The following is a 17056-nucleotide window of genomic DNA, read 5'->3' as shown; positions in this document are numbered from 1 at the left end:
CGACGGTTCCGGGCAATTCCGCCCTGGCAACCGGAGAACCGTCATGAACGACAAATCACATGTTTCCCTCGAACAGCACGTTTGCCTTGTCTGCGGCACGGCGTTCGATACCGGCGCGATCCTGCTGGACAAGCGCCTGCGCGCGAGCCTGGAATGCCATACTGCGACTGGCTGGAGCCTGTGCCCCGAACATCAGAAGCTGTATGACGATGGCTTCGTCGCGCTGGTCGAATGCGATCCGCAGCGCAGCGGCTCGCAGGTCGGTGGGCGCATGAAGCCCGAGCAGGCCTACCGGACGGGCCGGCTGGCTCATCTGCGGCGCACGGTGTTCGCGCGGGTGTTCAACGTGCCGATCGCGGACGAGCAGGCTTGCGTGTTCGTCGAGCCCGGCGTGATCGAGCAGTTGCAGTCGATGACGGCGCCGGCGGCGAACTGATCGCGCTGCGCTGACTTCGGTGCGTCGTTCCTTCGGGGACGGCGCACCTTTCTTTTTGCTGCGCCCGGTGTCTGTCTCCGCGCCTGTGGCGCTGCGCGCTCCGCTTGCCTCTAGGGGAAAGCCCCGCGGGCTATCCCCGCCGCGTAGGCTTGGCGCCCCTGGCAGACCGCCGAACCGGCTGCGCCGGCTCGGCCAGCGATCCGCAGCCACAGCAGAATCAGCTTCCTGAATCCAGGAGCGTGGCCCCCTCGACCTGGTGCTCAGCGAACCTCAGGGCTAAGCGTCCCTGGTCACCTAGGATATGGCCGGGCGCGCTGCGCTTAAAGTTCTGCCGAGACTGCGTGTTTGTCGGGATTGGGCTGATCAATCGGCTGGTGTCGCTATTGAGGCGCTCTGAGGCCTGATCGATCGATGGTCCGTCGTCTCGCTTCATGTGCGACGGCGCGCTTTTTGCGGTTTGGCTCCGACACTTTGCTGCTGCGGTCAGGGGCACTGTCTTGCCTGGGGAGTAAAGCATCTTGTTACACCCCTGCGCCGGACTCGCGCGATATGCGACTTGGGGGAATCTCTATGGGCACCATTCGATCAGACCCTGCTTCACCCAGAAGTGACATGAGCATGCGCGATGCTGGTGGATCGAAGGTGATACGGTGGGCCTTCCCCAGAAGTCGGTTTGGACAGACCAACGGGGCCTTCGATCCGGATTTAGTGATAGCGATATCTGTACGCCGCAGCCGCCTGGGCAGCTCATGCAAGCCCACTTCTTGACGCCGCTATCGATGACGAGGCGCAACTCGCCTGGAGGCACAGAATTCTTGCCTGGATGCTGAGCGGTCTCAGAAACGAGCAGGTCATAGTGCAGCCATCCGAGTTGGCGCAGCGTGCGCGCGATAAATCGTTTCATAGTCACCCGATCACCCCGAGGAATGGATTGACGTCGCCGCGCCCCCAGCTCGCCTGGCTGGCGCAGACCGGGCACGAGGCGATAGGCCGACAGGTCATGGCCCGGTCTTCCACGCGGTCGAAACGGCGAATCCTGTTGTGCGCCACGCCCTGAGGGCCGCGAAAACTGGTCAGGCCCTGAATAAGTTCATCGACAGCGGCGCAGGCGATGGCTGTGGTAAACGTGACTACTGCGGGCGCCGGATCGCCGCCCCCATCCACATAGGCTTCTGCTTTACGCCGCTCGAACTCGGCCGGGTCGCTACGCTGCAGAGCCTCGGCCGCAGCGCGGCGTGGATCGGCCACCCCCAGACACATGAGGCAAGGGTTGCCAGGGCGAATCGTCGACACACGGCCCGTCATATCGTAGTCCGCGCCGCTGCGTGCCGCGCGCATGCGCAGGCCGACATCGATCAGCGGGATGCCGTAGTAGTGCGCCAAGCGGTTGAGCGTCAGCCGCCCCTGATGGTCGTCGGTACAACCGAACAGCACATCGCAGGAGCGCAGCAGGTCGCGCAGATCAGGGTGGCCCACCCACTCCTTCTTGGTGACGACCTGGGTGCCGAGACCCGCCGCACGAATCTCGCGCGCGAGGATGTCCACCTTGGCCAAGCCGGCGGCTACGTCCGCTGCACGCGAGCCATGCACGCGGTTGAGGTTGGTGACATCGATGGTGTCGTTGTCCATCAGGCCCAGAAATCCGACGCCCAATCGCGCCAACAGCATCGCGACAGCACTGCCCGTGCCCCCGCCCCCTACGACCCCGACCCGCAGCCCGCGCACGACCGGATTGAACCCTCGGCCGAAGAGCGCGGCCTGCCGAGCCAGGAATTGATCTTCGTCGGCTGTAGCTTCCGCGCGCGCGATTTTGATCTGGCTGCCTACCAGCGAGATCGAGGATGCTGTGACCGTCTCGCCGGGTGCGATCCAGAGCCTGCCAGCTATAGCGTCATCGCGGCCGAACACCATGCTGGCCAGGCCGGAAACGCCCTTGTTGAACGTCGTCCGGGCGAGTTCCGCCTCGTTTCGGTCATCCTGGTCGGAGAAGAACGCTGCCGCGTTCGGATGCGTGTGCACCAGGCCCGCGACCAAGCCGCGTTCCTTCGCGACGCCGAGAACGCGCATGAAGCCGCGGGTGGACCATGTGACGTGGACCGGCGATGCCGAGACCATCTCGTCAGCCGCGACGGGAATGACCTCATGCGAGATCAGCCTGGTGCGAGACAGGCCCGACCAGGGGTCTGCCGAGATGTCGGCCTTGCCGAACAGCACATAGGCGGACGCCTCGGCCCCGTCATCTCGGTGCAGCAGCGAGCGCAGGGCCGCCTCGTGCGGCTCCAGCAGGACGATGTCCAGAGCAGCCGGCGACATCACTTCGCCTCCGCCAGGGCGTGCTCGATGCGCTTGAGCATGGTGTGCAGGCCGTCGATTCCCGGGCGCCACGCCGTGTTGTGGCGCGACCAGCGCTGCCAGTTGCGGCCCTGAAATGCGTGGGCCTGGTCTGCACAGGTCGGGTACCGCCCCACGCTGTTCAGCGTCAACCAGGGGTCGCAATAAAACATGTCCGGCGCCACATCGGGATAGCCGGCAGGCAGGAGAACGAGCACGTCGGCCACAGCGTGATTGAATTTTCCTGCGGGCAGCGGCAGCTGTTTGAAGATGACGCCAGTGTGCGGACCGTCGCTCACCGTCTCGAAGACCACGCCATGGCTCTTCAGATAGAGTTCGTCTGCTTCGGGGAGCGCGAACAGACCTTCCGTGGTGTCGCGGATCAGCGTGATGAAGCGCTCGATCCCCGGCTTCCCCAGATCGATCAGGTCGCCGTCGCGGATCAGGATGTCCTGACCGCCACCGCGAACTTCGAGGTAGACATCGTAAGTTTCCGGCGGGACGCCAGCCAACGCTTTGAGCACGCGGCCGCTGATGCTGGGCTTGCCCCACTCCAACTGGCGGTCGTCGATCGTGAACTTGAACGCGCGATCGGTCTGGAAGATCACGAAGCGCTCGGCGCCGCGGCTGCGCAGATCGTAGGTTTCGTCCAGACGCAGATCCTCGAACTCACCTGAGGTCAGGATCGCGTAGACGCTATAGCCATCGGCCGGGCGCAGGCCCGCAGCCAGGAGGATCTGACGCGCAGTCGGCACCGGATCGGCGAGATCGATATGACGTTCTTGGAGCTGTTCGTCCAGAACGACGATCCGGTAGAGCGCCGCCGGGCGCAGGCTGCGGCCTTCACGGATCGCCGCGGCAACATCTTCGACATCAGAGCGGTCATCACCGCTGTTGGTTTGGTTTTGCATTTGATTGCCCTTTGAGGGGGGGGGGCTGCGGGATTGCAGGTTTTCTGGCCCCTCACTCAGTCAATCGCAGCCCCAACCCAAACCGGAAAGGTCAATCAAATTTTTTCTTGCACCCACTCACCTCTGGGTAAGTCTCCGCAGAGGAAGAAGCTTGGGCAGCGCGGACAGGTGCGCGCCTCGGGCTTGGCGGGGAACTGCCCGGCCTGTATCGCATGAAGAAAGGATTGCAGCTTTTCGCGCCTGGACTCCAGCTTGCGCGGCGTGATTTCCACCGGCTGGATGGTTTCGTCGGTGAGGTACGTCACCTCAACCTGCGCGCTCGGGCCGTAGGCTTGAACGGCGGCAAGGTGAAGAACCGTGTACTCGATGTCATCGAAAGCGTTCGAGCGCTGCTTGCCGGTCTTGACGCGGCGCACCGTAACGCGGCCATCAGCTCCGTGAGCAACGCCATCCGGGTTAATAAGGATCTCGCCTTCGGCCCACCCCAACGAGATCGGAGGCGCCGGCGCAGCCACGCCACGGCTACGGCTCTCGATGAGGAAGTCGACGAGTCGCTTGCCAATACGTCGGTAGTCTTCAGCATATCCATGCTCTGTCGCACCCTTGGAGCGCCATGCCTCCTCGAAGCGCGCTGCCAACTCGTCAACCTTGGGACTTGTTGTCGCGTACTCGCGCTTCAACCAGTCGAATACGTCACTCACGACGTTGTGCATCTTCATGAATGCGGTTTCGGTTCGCCGACCGCCGAGCCTCAGAACGTGCGTATAGAAGAAACGGCGCGGGCAACGCTCGAAGAGGTTGATCTGGATGTCGGTCCACTGCGGATGCCCTTGCCATGTCACGACTAGCGGCACGCCCGTCGATGGCGGGCTGGCCCGCAGCGGAACGGGCGTAGGACGGGTGAGGCATCTTTCGATCGGGTTGATGAACTTGGAGGGGCTGCGCGCACGTCCATCGGCCTGCTTGACGTAGGAGTACAACAGCAGCCTGTCACGCGCTCGCGAGAGCGCGACGAAGAACAAACACTCTTCTTCCTCGTCATGGCCGGCCTTCACTGCCTCAATGCCAGTCAGGCCCTCCGATCCATGGATCAGGCCATCCGGTGGAAGACAACGCGGCGGCGCGTTGTTGCGCGGCAGGCCGGACGTCACCATGCCCGGTAGATGAACAGCATCAAACTCCAGCCCCTTGCTTCCGTGGATCGTCATCAGGCGCACTGCATCGATACTCTCAGCGCCGCGGGGCAGTTGGCTCAAGCCACGATCTTCTGAGAGCAGCACCAGGCGTCGGATACGATCCAGCAGCCGAAGCACTGGCACGCCTTGCCCGCTTGGTTGCCGGCGACAGAAGTTCAGGAACTGCCAGATCGCCAGACCTTGCATGCGGCTCTGTGGATCAGCGGCCTGATACAGCGTCTTCGCGAGTCCGAGACCGTCGATCGTCCATCCAGCTAGCAGGGTCCAGGGGGGCGTCGATGCGCTCACGCCTGCGAAAAGCGTTGACAAGCGCGCGAGTGATTCCCGAGTGCCGTCTGCCAAGCCGTCCACCTCGCCATGCATGTCCAACCATGCCAGCGAGGTCGGATTCGCCGCTCGCAGGTGCTCGATGACCCGCATGACATCCTGCAGCGGCATTTGATGCCGGGCCGTGGTGGCCACGCGCACCATCGCTGCCGCCCGCGGGTCGATCGCCAGTGACAGCAAGGCCAGGAGATCCTTGATTTCCGGCCTTTCGAACAAGCTTCCCAAGTGCAGCGCGGGAATGCCTCTGGCTTCAAGACCTTCGGCAATAGCATTCAGGCGCGCGTTGGACGCACACAGCACGGCCTGGCCACCGTAGGAGATGCCCTGCGCATGTAGGGCCATGATCGAGGCGGCAAGCGCAGAGATTTCATCATCAGCTGAACCGGCAACGCGGAGCTCTACCCGTTCTCCGTTCGAGCCGCGGTTGGCCTGGAGGTTCAGCGGCAAAGCGCCAGCGGATGCTCGCATTCCGCGCGCAAACTCGGTGAAGACATCGACAATACGCTCGTCGGAGCGATAATTGATGCCCAGTTGTGCGGCCTGCGCGCCAGGGAAATCGATAGCAAAGCGCGCAATGTTCGTCGCAGAGGCGCCGCGGAAGCGGTAGATAGACTGGCGTGCATCACCGACGACCCACAGGTTGCGGCCTTCGCCGACGATGGCCCTCAGAAGCCGCACCGAGGCGCGGTTCACGTCCTGGTACTCATCCACCAGCACGTGCTTATGGCGAGCACGCAGGGCGTCCCTGACCTCGGCGCTGTCCTCCACCAGACGGACCGGCAGCGCAACCAGGTCGCCGAAGTCCAGCAACTGACGCTCGGTCAGCAACCGTTCGTACGCCTCGAAGAGCGTGGCGACTTCCAGGCACTTCTGGGCTCGGACCTTCGCGTCCTGGTCGGTTCCCGCCCGGACAGCCATAGCCTGCGCGAGGGCGCGATAGCCCGCAGCATCGACAACCTCATCTTTGGCGCGTGAGATGGCGCTCAGCATGTCACTTAAATCCAGGGCCGGATCCCAGAGGTTGCGATAGTGCTTCAACTCCAGCCGAGGAAATTCGTCCTCAAGCAGTTCAATGGTTTCCGTCCTGTCGATTAACCGCGGGTCCGAGGGGAGTCCCAGTTGGTCATGGAAGCGGCGGATGATGTCGAGTCCGAACGCGTGGAACGTTCCGATCCACATGGCTGCTGCCGCGACAGGATCGCTTGCCGCAATCCTCTCGCACAATTCATTGGCCGCCTTGTTGGAGAAGGTGAGAACCAGAATCGTCGTGGGGTCGACACCGTCCGCAAGTAGCCCTTCGATGCGGCGAACAAGCGTTCGCGTTTTTCCTGTACCAGGCCCTGCCTGTAGCTGAAATGCCAAGCCACGATGTGCGGCCGCCTTAATCTGACTGGCATCCGGGTCGAACGGGGTGGCGGCGGCACCAGTGCCTACAGGTTGCGGTTCTTCGGTTGGTGGTACCAGCAACGCATCCAGCAACTGTTGCTGCACTACGGCGAGCGGTGCACCGAAACGCTTTGCAATCGCGTCGGATGTCAGACCTTCCGTGATATGTAATTCGCGCAGCAAAGAGCGTGGCAGCAGGAATTCGCGGGCGAAGAGATCCATCTTGATTTCACGCCGCTCACGTGCCCCGTAGTCAAGGACACGGTCGATGCCGACCGGCGCGTCTTCCATCGACCGTTCGGGCTCAACGTCCATAGTCACCATGTCCAGCGTACCGCCTTCCAGCACGACATGACCGAGTTCATGCGCAATCAGGAAGGCGCGATCGAAATCCGATCCGAGATCCTCATAGAGGATGCCTCCAGCCTGACTGTCGAAAGTCGCTTTGCCTCCCTTGAGTTGCGGGTCTCCTGCCTGCAGTGGATATACATCCAAGCCGCGACGTGCTGCCTCATGAAGCGCAAACGTTAGAGGGCGGGTTGGATCGCCACCGGCCGCGGCGGTGGCGCGGTGCAGGTGTTCTGCTTCTCGGCGGGCAGCCTCTGTGGCGTCCATTGCTCAGTCCGCTAAGGAATTCAACGTGGCCTGCTGCTCCTGCGTGAGCTGTGAAGTTTGGACGGCTTGGTCGAACGTGATCTGCTCGCCTACACTCGGCTTTGTATTCGAGCGAAAAGCCTGTCCGGAAACTATGCGCGGTGGACCCTGCAGATATGCACCCACGGCTTGGACGGTGGCACCCAACTCCGACGCCAGCTTCTCTGTGAATCGGACAGGAATGGTGGAAGCAAGGATAGCCCGGTCACGCACACGCATCAGGAAAAGATTACTCACGTCCAGGCTACGTGCAAGCGACTTGAAGCTGCTCGTACTGAGCTTGGCGAATGGATTGGCGGCCTCTGCGTCGGGCTGCTGGAGAGCCCGCTCGAATCGCTGCCAAGCCTTGTCCACCGCGCTGTCCGGCATCTCAGGCGCCTGGACATCGTCTGCCGACGGCTCATGAATCAGATCGATTGAACAGTCGATCAGCGCGGTTGTATGCTGTGGATACTCCCTGATGTAGCGTTCAAGCGTCTCCCGGCCATGGCTTGACTCCATTGAGAAGGCCATCAGCACGAATTCCTCATCCGCAGCGAAAGGCTTCGGCGTACTCATGCGTCCTCCTGTAGAACAGATTTGAGGGTCCTGTATGCTCGATCGCGGCGATTGCGCACGGTTCTTTCATCGCACTGGAGCATCTTCGCGATAGTCATGATGTTCGGGTCCTTAGAGTCGATCTGGAAGCCTTGCCTTAACAAGCCCACAACCCGTCTCTGATCGTCTGGTAAATCGTCAATCGCCGCGTCCAGCTCCAACCGGAAAGCCGGGTCGTCAATTTTTTGCGGATATCCTCCCAGGAAGTCGGCTGCGGCTTCCTCGACCTCCCGAGAGATCTCCTGGCTCGCCTCTCCGTCCATGGTCAGCGGCTCGGTGAGCACCATCGAAGGACCGATCTGCCTCAGTACGGACTTCCGGAATCGGGCGAACGCCAGGTCAAACCGCACTTCAAAGAAGTCCAGCATGGCGAATCGACCGTTGCAGTCCTTGGCGATTCTCTCGGTGAATCGTCCCATGATCTCTTCTCGAATGCCTTCCGCTGCGGCTTTACGGGAGTCCGGGACTGTTGCAAGCAGGGACTTACCGATACGTTTCATGAGCAGTCGGAATAGCTGTCTGAACTCGTCCTTTGCGTCCGTCGCGTGGGCGCGACGCAGAAAATACGTCAGCGCCTCGGACGGCTCGTATCCGCTGCTCTTCCTTGATGTGATGGCGAAGGCCTGCAGGCGTGCAGTGGCATCGACCGCCTCCAGCCTTGCCAGGCAAACCTCGATCTCCGGCGGTCGAGTGAACGGCAAGCCGTGTTTGTCTTTGCTCTTCAACGGTTCCGGCATTGATCTCCTCCTTGCCCGTCAGTTTGCGGTGTCCTTCTTTACCCCGCCCATCGTCACCGAACGCGGATCGGCAAGGACACCTGCGGCTGGATCGGCACGAGGGTTCTGGCGTAGGCGCGTAGGATGTCGTTGTAGAGATCCGCGTGCTTTGGGGCCTCGACCGAGAGGATCAGTGCGTAGCGGATCTTCTCGGCACCTGTGGCTCGGCCGCCACCATCGCGAGCGTTGTAATGGATGTCGAACACTGGGTTCTTTAAGCTGGTGCCGCGGAAGGTCTTGGCGCCATGTAGCACAGTTTCCCACTTGCCCTGATCCGAGCGGCGTTCCTGCTCGGTTGCGAACTTCTTCAGGTCGAAGAAGCCCTTGGTATCGGCATTGCTTTTGCCGTCCTTGATCTTCTCGTCATTGGGGCGGAAGACAACTTCAAGGCCGGCCTTTGTGTAGGCCGCTGCGTCCTGTGGGTCAGTGGGCGATGCGTAACAGAAAGTGGCCTTCAGGCGGACGTTGCCCGTCAGGCCCTCCCGCGGTAGTGGAAGGCTGGCGCGCAGGTATTTGCTGGGCTTTAGCTCCCCCTGGTAGACCACTCGAGCCACGCCATCTGGGCAGGTAATGATGTCGAGGGTGTCTTCCGGGATCTTGCCCCAGCCCACTTCGATCTGGTCGTGTTCGCCTGGGTCGGCTGCGTGGACCAGTAAGGCCTTGATGGCGAGAGGCGTCAGGTTTGCGCCCAGGATGGCGCGGATACCTACCGCACTACGCAGTAGGTACGGTGCCGCAAAGCTGGTACCGAGCTGCGGCGTCAGCACTGGCTTCGCATTCGGCGCCAGAACGTGGAAGTATCTGGATGCGGGATTGCCGCCGAAGGCCATTAGGTCCGGTTTGACGACGCCGGGGCTTCGGCCTGGCCCAATGGCGCTGTAGGGTGCGCGAGCCCAGCCCGCACCCGTGTCATCTGCGGCGCCAACAGAGAGAGCATTGACACAGTCAGACGGAACCTGCACGCGGTTGTAGCCGAGTTCCCGGTCTCGTTCCCCATTGTTGCCGATGGCTACGGTCATGAGCGTATCGCCATCGCTGAGCAGTTCGTCAATGACGGAGGTCCAGGCGTGGACTTCCTGATCCTCCACTTCGAGGTCAGGTCCCAGACTCAGGTTGATGAACTCATAGGATCGCGATAGCAGGACCTGTTCGATGAGGCCGAGCGTGCGGTACAGTTCCAGCGGGTCTTCGTTGTTGGACTCCTTGTCGAGCACGCGCAAATGATCCACCGGAGCGAAGGGCCGACCGGCCGTTCCGTTGGGCTGGATGGGGCCGAACAGCAATGCGGACGTCACTCCTAAACCGTGTTCCGGGCCGTCTGGGTCATCGTCGGCATCTTCATCGAGCTTGCGATACGAACGTAACCAGGGGCCGATGAGGTGGTGGTCGGGTAGGCCACCGTCTAGTACGGCGACGCGGGGTTCGGACGAAAGGGCCTGCTCTGTGGGTAGGCTGCACCCCACCGAGGGCCCGCCACTGCGTTGCAGGGGACGGATGCCCCGCAGCTTGGGCACTGGTCGGATCACCCGCACGAAGGCAAAGCTGGCCAGCTTCTCGACTTCGCGTGGCTTTCCCTCCACTGGCACGAACCACAGGTTGCCGGCGACGAAATCGACTTCACTGTGGACCTTTACGCCTTCGCGCTGGGCGAACTTCACAAAAGCCTTTTGGATCAGTCCCGGCTCTTCATCTGGCAGCAGGTGTAGGCCTACCTCGAAGAATCGGTCTTTCGGGCTGCCAAGGCTCATGATCCGTTCCGCCGGCGCGAATGCTGCGAACCGCTCGATATGAGTCAGGTCATCTCCCTCGTCCGATTCCGTCTCGATGGCTTCCATCCAATGCGACAGGTTGCGGAAGGCCTGCCGCTTGCCGGCCACGAACAGTTCGGTCGTCGTGGTCTCCTGCGGCTGCCCCTTGCGAGTCCAGGCTTCCGGTTTGACTTTGACGGTGCGGCTGCCGATCGACTCCAGCCCCGTGCTGCGCAACAGCCCGGTCGGAAAGTAAGAGCGGGCGATGAAGCTGGGGTTCATCATCAGCCGGGCCACAGCGAAGTCGCCCGGACAGGCGTCAGCAGGAAGTGCGTCCAGCGCTTTGGCGGCACTACGGAACTGAGGACGCATTCTCTCCCGCGCCTGCGCGAAGGTGTAGACCTCGGCCTTGCCGGGCATGCGCCTCGGGCCGACGATGTCATGGGTCAACAGTTCGCCACGACCGATCAGAAAATTGGTTTGGCTCATGCGTCAACCTTTCTCCGTGGGGCGGCTTTTCGGGCCGCAGTCGTCTCACTGGTGTACTTGCGGATCGTGTCCCGGCTGACCCCCGTGATGTCGGACACGGTGTGTTGGGACAGGCGGGTCTGCTTGGCCAGCATTACTGCCAAGTCGATGCGGCCCTGTCTGTCCAGAGCCAGAGCACGAGCCTTCATGAAGTCCTCTACTAAATCCGCATCAGTGGTCGTGCCGAGAGCCACGGCACGCCGGAAGCGCTGCACATCGCGCTCGATGTCGCTGAACGAGTGTCCGGCGAATGCAAACACCAGGATGTCGATCCAACGGGCAAAGAGGGCATAGTCCGGCCCCAGAAAGCGCTTGATGGCATCCTTGACTGCTGTTGCGTCGGGTGTCTTGAACTGGACAACAAGGTCGAAGCGGCGCCATAGCGCCGGATCGATTAGTTCTGGGTGATTGGTGGCTGCCAGCAAGACGCTGCTGGCAGGCCATTCGTCGACTTCCTGAAGAATCACCGTGACCAGACGCTTGAGTTCGCCCACGTCGGTCTCGTCGCTACGTCGTTTGGCGATGGCGTCGATTTCGTCCAGTAGCAGCACGCACGGCTCGCGCTTGGCGAAGTCAATCGCCGCACGCAAGTTGGCACCGCTCTTTCCCAGTAAGCTGCTCATTACGGCGGTCAGGTCGAGCACATACAGCGGCACTTTCAGCTGCGCGGCAAGCCAGCGAGCCGTGAGTGTCTTTCCTACCCCCGGCGGTCCAACGAAGATGGCCGAGCGGGTCGGTGTTAGCCCCATGGCCTGCAGTCGGGCGCTCTGCCTGCGTTCGGCGATGAGTTGCCCTAGAACATCCTCGACATCGCTGGATAACAGTGGCGCATCTTTTGTCGGCTCGTCCTTGAACACCTTCAGGAGCGAGAGGCGGGACTCGTCATCTACCGGCAGAGCTTGGGCTGCCGACACTTGAGTGGGCAACTTGCGCATGGGGGAAACACTGCGTGCAGGCTTCGACTTCAAGAACAGCTCGAGCTGCTCCGCTAGGTCAGGCGCTGTCCCTCGGTACTTGCGGACCAGCCGCGCTGCGAACAGGCGTACGTCTTCTGTCTGCTCGGCCAGCGCTAGCCGCACCATCTGGGCTAAATCTAATTGTTCTTCTTTCATTTCGCCCGAATCACTTATAAGTGGTTGATTTAATTTAATTAATTCAAAATTTGAATTGGACTAGGTGCATTGTCTCACAAGTTGGTGATGAGTTGAACAGAGCGCCGACGAGGAGTACGGCCTGAGTGGTCGAAAGCTATGCGAAATGCAATCTCGACGAGGGACCCCGCCGTCGCACTCACAGGCTCTGCTCTCCGCTTCATGCCGAGTCGTGTCCATCCGGCCATGAGCGCTGACGCCTCCGGCCCCGCTTTGTGATCGGGGCCTGCGCGCTCCGCTTGCCCGGTCAAGTCTGCGTGGGCGGGGAGGGTGGTCTTGCTGTTCCCTTCACCGTATCACGGCGTTCTCGCCGTCAAGGGCTGCGCGCCGTCGGCGCTTGCGGCCGTGGCCGTCTTCGACCCTGTGACGGCTTGCGCTGCGCCGTGCTGGGGCCGGTTCCAGGCAATTCCGCCTGAGCAACCGGAGCACGAACATGTCGCAACTTTCTCTGTCTCTCGATTCCTCGCTGCTGGTGCGTGACGCGCAGGGGCGCTACCCGCCGGCATCGGTGGACCAGATCCTGGCGGCGGCACGCGTGGTGATCGACCAGAAAACCCCGCGCGGGACGCTGTTCACTTCGCCGGCGCTGGTCAAGGACTACTTGCGCACCAAGCTGGCCAGCTTCGAGCACGAGGTTTTCGCGGCGCTGTTCCTCGACAGCCAGCATCGTCTGATCGAGTACGTGGAACTGTTCCGCGGCACCATCGACCAAGCATCGGTGTATCCGCGCGAAGTGGTGAAGGAGGCCCTGCGGCTGAACGCGGCAGCGGTGATTTTTTCGCACAACCATCCGAGCGGGAGTGCGCAGCCTAGCCAGGCCGACAGGAGCCTGACCCAGCGCCTCAAGGAGGCCCTGGCGCTGGTGGACGTGCGCACGCTGGATCACGTCGTTGTCGGTGGCGCGGTGACCACGTCATTCGCCGAATGTGGTCTGCTCTGACCACGGGGGGCTTCGGCCCCCCTTTTATGCTGCGCCCAGCGGCGTCATTCCGGCCATCGCGCATGCCATGCAAGGGACGGTGATATCTCTCGCATGTCGCTCGTCAGGCACTAACCGAGCAACTGCAAGCAATGCGGTGTCCGGCACGCACATCGCCTTTCGCGATGGAAGGCAACTCAAGGAACAGTTCGCTATTTGGGCGAATGGCATACACACCCTGAAGATCATCCGCATCCTTCTGGTCTCGACAGATCGGAGTGGAACCGACTGTCAGCGCGACGGCGAGCAAGCGGCCCATGCTTGCCGTGATTGTCGGGCGACAGTCCCTGTATGTTGAACTGGTGCCAAGTACCGGTTGCGGCCCAGGGCTGATCCCTGTTGAATAACTGGCAATCGATATCCGATGGTCTTGGCGTATCGTCGTTGAGCTTGTGAGTTGCATCCTGCGCTTCAAGCCCCGTCTTTGACCCCGACGTATCAGCTACATGGGGTCGTTGATCAGCGGTTCGTGGAGGGCTCTGAGTGTTCCGCCGCTTGCTGAGTGTGGCCTGCATCGATTTGACAGCGAGCGTTTCTAGAAGGCTCCGGGTCGCACTCCATCGCCACGTCGGCGTGCCGAGCGGCGTAATCGAGCAGATCAATCACCTGCTGGGGGCGTTCCCGGCGGCCTTGGGCGTAGAAGCCCACGAGATAGAAGCACGCGGCCAGGATCAGGGGCATCCACAGGTACATATTGCTGTCGTTCTTCAGCAGCGTCGATGCCGCCATCGATGACGCCGTCAGCGCGGGGAACAGGCCGAGTTTGCGCAGATCCCCGACAAGCAGACCAACCCGACCATCAAGGCTATCCCAGCGGTGCCGGTACTGCAGCAGCGCGTACTCCAGCGTGGCCTTGTCATAGCCGAGAAGCTGGGTCATGAACCCAACATCGTCCAGCATGTCGAGCTTGAGGCGTGCGAGTTGCGCGGGGAAGCGTTGTCTGCGATGGCGCCAGAACAAGGTTCCGACGCTCAAGATGGCGATCAGCATGTAGGCCATGCCAAACAGGATCAATGCGAGATAGAGCGCCTGAAGCCAGAACGCATGGGACTGTGATGGCCAGGTGTGCTGAATCCAGGCAGCAATGAGTAGTGCGATTGCGATTCCCACATACCCGGAAATCGTCAGTATTTCCAGTCGGCGCATCCATCCTGGTGACCGGAATGCGTCGCTCTCACGCTGGACCAGCGTCATTTCTTGCAGCAGAGAAAACAGTGCAGAGAGCGATTCCGGTTTGAACATGCGTTGTCGAGTCCTTTGATCGAGTCGCAAAGGTATCAGGTGATGGACATGCTGATTGGATTAAGGGCGTCCCCGGCCAAGAAACATGGCCGGTCGCACTGTCGTGCTGCGCATCGAGCCCCGCTGCGCGGGTCTCGCCCCTGACGGGCTTCCATCGTTCCCTCGCTCCGCTCGGCTGACGCCTCCGGCCCGGCTTCCAGCTTCGGGCCTGCGCGCTTCGCTTGCCGTGCGGTTGGCGTGTGGGAAGGCCGTTGCCATGTCCAGCCGCCTTCCCTGACTCCATCACCTTGTCCGCGACTGTAGCCCGCGTCCGTGCGCCGTCAAGGCGCGCAGGGCCGTGTCCTCGGCTGCGCCTGCGGGCCGCACCACCCCTGCGCTTGTCTCCTTGACGGCGCCCGTCCGCGCGCTCCTGACCGTCGCGGGCGATGAACTCAGGAAAGACGGTGGCAACAGGGCCAACCGGGTTCCTCGTGCCGACCGCACCGAACAGCCGGAAGGCTGGGCTCCGAATCTAGGAATCCGGTGTGCGGTGAACAGCAACCCTCTTTTTGTCAGGAGAAAGATCATGCAACTCGCATCCCGCTTCGCTTCCCGGTCCCCGGTGCTGCGTTCGGAACGTCCCTTGTCCGACGACCAGATCCGGGCCGTGGCCCCGTCCATCTTCGCGGACGCCCCACACGAAAGCCGCTCCGAACGGTACAGCTACATCCCCACCGCGACGGTGCTGCAGGAACTGCGCGGGGAGGGCTTCGAGCCTTTCATGGTGGCGCAGACGCGCGTGCGCGACGACGACCGCCGCGACTACACCAAGCACATGATCCGGCTGCGCCACGCCAGCCAGATCAACGGCCGCGAGGCCAACGAAATCATCCTGCTGAACTCCCATGACGGCACCAGCAGCTATCAGATGCTGGCCGGGATGTTCCGCTTCGTGTGCTGCAACGGGTTGGTGTGTGGGGACACCGTGGCCGACGTGCGCGTGCCGCACAAGGGCGACGTGGCCGCCCACGTCATCGAAGGCGCTTACGAAGTCCTGCACGGCTTCGACCGCGCGCAGGCATCGCGCGATGCCATGCGCGCCATCACGCTGGACGCCGGGGAGTCGGAAGTGTTCGCCCGCGCTGCGCTGGCGTTGAAGTACGACGAGGACAAGCCCGCGCCGATCACCGAATCGCAAATCCTGATGCCGCGCCGCCATGACGACGACCGCCGTGACTTGTGGAGCGTGTTCAACCGCACGCAGGAGAACCTGACCAAGGGCGGCCTGTCCGCCCGCGCCGCGAATGGCCGCCGCCAGACCACTCGGCCCGTGCAGGGCATCGACCAGAGCGTGCGCCTGAACCGCGCCCTGTGGCTGCTGGCCGATGGCCTGCGCCAGCTCAAAGCCTGAACCCCCTTTGCCTCGCATTCCGGCAGGGGCAGGCAGCAGCCCTTGCCGCTTCTCTCGCCGCTGCATCCCAACCGCAAGGAGTCTTCACGATGAACGCCGTCCTCAAGACCGAAACCATCGCCATCGAATCCGCCCCGCTGGAAATGGCCGATCCGTCCAGGAACCTGATTCTGGTTCCGCTTTCGCAACTGCTGCCGCGCCGCTCCAGGCGCAACGCCCGCAAGATGCCGCGCCTGTCCATCCCCGAACTGGCCGCGAGCATTGCCCGCATCGGACTGCTGCAAAACCTGATCGTCATCCTTTCCGCCGATGGCGAGACTTACGAGGTGGTGGCCGGTGATCGCCGCCTGACCGCCTTGAAGCTGCTGGCGAAGAAGAAGCGCATCCCCGCCGACTTCGAGGTGCCGTGCCTGCTGGTGGCGGATGCGTCCGCCCGCACCGTCAGCCTCGCGGAAAACCTGATGCGCGAGCAGATGCACCCCGCCGACCAGTTCGAGGCGTTCGCCGCCCTGGTCAAGGAAGGCCGGCCCGTCGAGGACATTGCCGCCGACTTCGGCGTGTCCCCGCTGGTGGTGCAGCGCCGCCTGAAGCTGGCGAACGTCTCGCCGCGCCTGATGGCCGACTATCGCGCCGCAGGCGTGACGCTGGAACAGTTGATGGCCCTGACCATCACCGACGACCATGCCGCGCAGGAAGCCGCGTTCTACGGTGCGCCGGAATGGCAGCGCAGTCCGGCCCAACTGCGCGAGCGCCTGACCGAGCGCGAAATCGACGCCACGCACGCGCTGGTGCGCTTCGTCGGGCTGGACACCTACCGGCAGGCAGGCGGCGGCATCCGCCGCGACCTGTTCGCCGAGGGCGATGCGGGCACCTATCTCACCGACGCCGCGTTGCTGGAAACGCTGGTGCGCGAGAAGCTGGCAGCGCTGGCCGAGGACGTGCGCGCCGAGGGGTGGGCCTGGGTGGAAGCCGTGCCGCATTTGAGCTACGCCGAGCGGCAGGCGTTCCAGAACGCGCCGCGCCAGCGCCGGGAACCGAGCGCCCGCGAGGCGCGACGCATGGCCTCGCTGCAATCCCGCCTCGACAAGATCGACGCGGAGCTGGAAGCCGCCTGGCAGGGTGACGGCGGCGAGGATGAGGGCAGGGTGGCAACGCTGGAAGAACGGCGCGAACGGCTCGGCGGGGAACTGCAAGGGCTGGAGGACGGCTTGCAGGGCTACGTCCTGGACGTACGTGTCGTGGCCGGTGCCATCGTCACGCTCGACCGCAAGGGCGAGGCCGTGATTCATCGCGGACTGCTGCGCGAAGCAGAAGCGAAGGCGCTGCGCACGCTCGACAAGCTGCGGCGCGGTTTCGGCGACACCGGAGGTGAAGCCGCCAACGACGAGGACGCGGACGACATGC

Annotated in this window: 13 protein-coding genes; 5 read left to right on the top strand and 8 right to left on the bottom strand. The window is 62.7% G+C overall.

The window, feature by feature from the left end; genetic code table 11:
* Positions 1–43 precede the first annotated feature (43 nt).
* A complete protein-coding gene (locus tag D588_RS0120095) occupies positions 44–436 on the top strand; it encodes a hypothetical protein (RefSeq protein WP_017917274.1) in 393 nt (130 codons plus the stop codon).
* 906 nt (positions 437–1342) lie between these two features.
* Here the strand turns inward: D588_RS0120095 and D588_RS0120090 are convergent.
* The 7 genes from D588_RS0120090 to D588_RS25695 all read right to left on the bottom strand — a co-directional run bounded on the left by D588_RS0120090 (position 1343) and on the right by D588_RS25695 (position 12002).
* Complete coding sequence (locus tag D588_RS0120090; protein ID WP_017917273.1) at positions 1343–2749, bottom strand: ThiF family adenylyltransferase; 1407 nt, start codon at positions 2747–2749, stop codon at positions 1343–1345.
* Positions 2749–3678, bottom strand: a complete 930-nt coding sequence (locus D588_RS0120085; RefSeq protein ID WP_026143928.1) for a multiubiquitin domain-containing protein — start codon at positions 3676–3678, stop codon at positions 2749–2751. Before D588_RS0120085 ends, D588_RS0120090 begins: the two co-directional genes overlap by 1 nt.
* Before the next feature lie 95 nt (positions 3679–3773).
* The gene (locus tag D588_RS0120080) at positions 3774–7202 is read right to left on the bottom strand and encodes a UvrD-helicase domain-containing protein (protein ID WP_026143927.1); all 3429 of its coding nucleotides are present in this window, start codon (positions 7200–7202) and stop codon (positions 3774–3776) included.
* A 3-nt stretch (positions 7203–7205) separates the two neighbouring features.
* Positions 7206–7799: a hypothetical protein gene (locus D588_RS0120075; RefSeq protein ID WP_017917267.1), complete on the bottom strand. Its 594-nt coding sequence runs from the start codon at positions 7797–7799 to the stop codon at positions 7206–7208.
* On the bottom strand, positions 7796–8575 hold the full coding sequence (locus tag D588_RS0120070; protein ID WP_026143926.1) for an RNA polymerase subunit sigma-24: 780 nt from the start codon (positions 8573–8575) through the stop codon (positions 7796–7798). The genes D588_RS0120075 and D588_RS0120070 overlap by 4 nt, the downstream gene beginning before the upstream one ends.
* Before the next feature lie 53 nt (positions 8576–8628).
* Positions 8629–10851 carry a S8 family peptidase gene (locus D588_RS0120065; RefSeq protein ID WP_026143925.1) on the bottom strand — a complete coding sequence of 741 codons (2223 nt, stop codon included), beginning with the start codon at positions 10849–10851 and terminating at the stop codon, positions 8629–8631.
* Entirely contained in the window at positions 10848–12002 is a 1155-nt protein-coding gene (locus D588_RS25695) for an ATP-binding protein (protein WP_043086389.1), read from the bottom strand. The genes D588_RS0120065 and D588_RS25695 overlap by 4 nt, the downstream gene beginning before the upstream one ends.
* 472 nt (positions 12003–12474) lie before the next feature.
* Here D588_RS25695 and radC point away from each other — a divergent pair, with 472 nt between their 5' ends.
* Both radC and D588_RS28635 read left to right on the top strand, forming a co-directional pair.
* Entirely contained in the window at positions 12475–12981 is a 507-nt protein-coding gene (gene radC / locus D588_RS0120055; protein ID WP_017917263.1) for a DNA repair protein RadC, read from the top strand.
* Positions 12982–13176: 195 nt separating this feature from the next.
* Entirely contained in the window at positions 13177–13290 is a 114-nt protein-coding gene (locus tag D588_RS28635) for a Mov34/MPN/PAD-1 family protein (protein WP_232764337.1), read from the top strand.
* Positions 13291–13479: 189 nt separating this feature from the next.
* On the opposite strand, the gene D588_RS25690 is transcribed toward D588_RS28635, so the two are convergent.
* Positions 13480–14262, bottom strand: coding sequence for a hypothetical protein (locus D588_RS25690; RefSeq protein WP_157836499.1), 783 nt, complete (start codon positions 14260–14262; stop codon positions 13480–13482).
* Positions 14263–14827: 565 nt separating this feature from the next.
* Here D588_RS25690 and D588_RS0120045 point away from each other — a divergent pair.
* Both D588_RS0120045 and D588_RS0120040 read left to right on the top strand, forming a co-directional pair.
* Positions 14828–15652 carry a DUF932 domain-containing protein gene (locus D588_RS0120045; protein WP_026143924.1) on the top strand — a complete coding sequence of 275 codons (825 nt, stop codon included), beginning with the start codon at positions 14828–14830 and terminating at the stop codon, positions 15650–15652.
* 89 nt (positions 15653–15741) lie between these two features.
* Positions 15742–17056: ParB/RepB/Spo0J family partition protein (locus tag D588_RS0120040; RefSeq protein ID WP_017917260.1), on the top strand; the 1315-nt coding region annotated here is incomplete at its 3' end.

The organism is Xanthomonas sp. SHU 308 (assembly GCF_000364645.1).
Lineage (GTDB): Bacteria > Pseudomonadota > Gammaproteobacteria > Xanthomonadales > Xanthomonadaceae > Xanthomonas_A > Xanthomonas_A sontii.
Note: the sequence above shows the minus strand (reverse complement) of the source record. Positions and strands in the feature narration are given on the sequence as shown.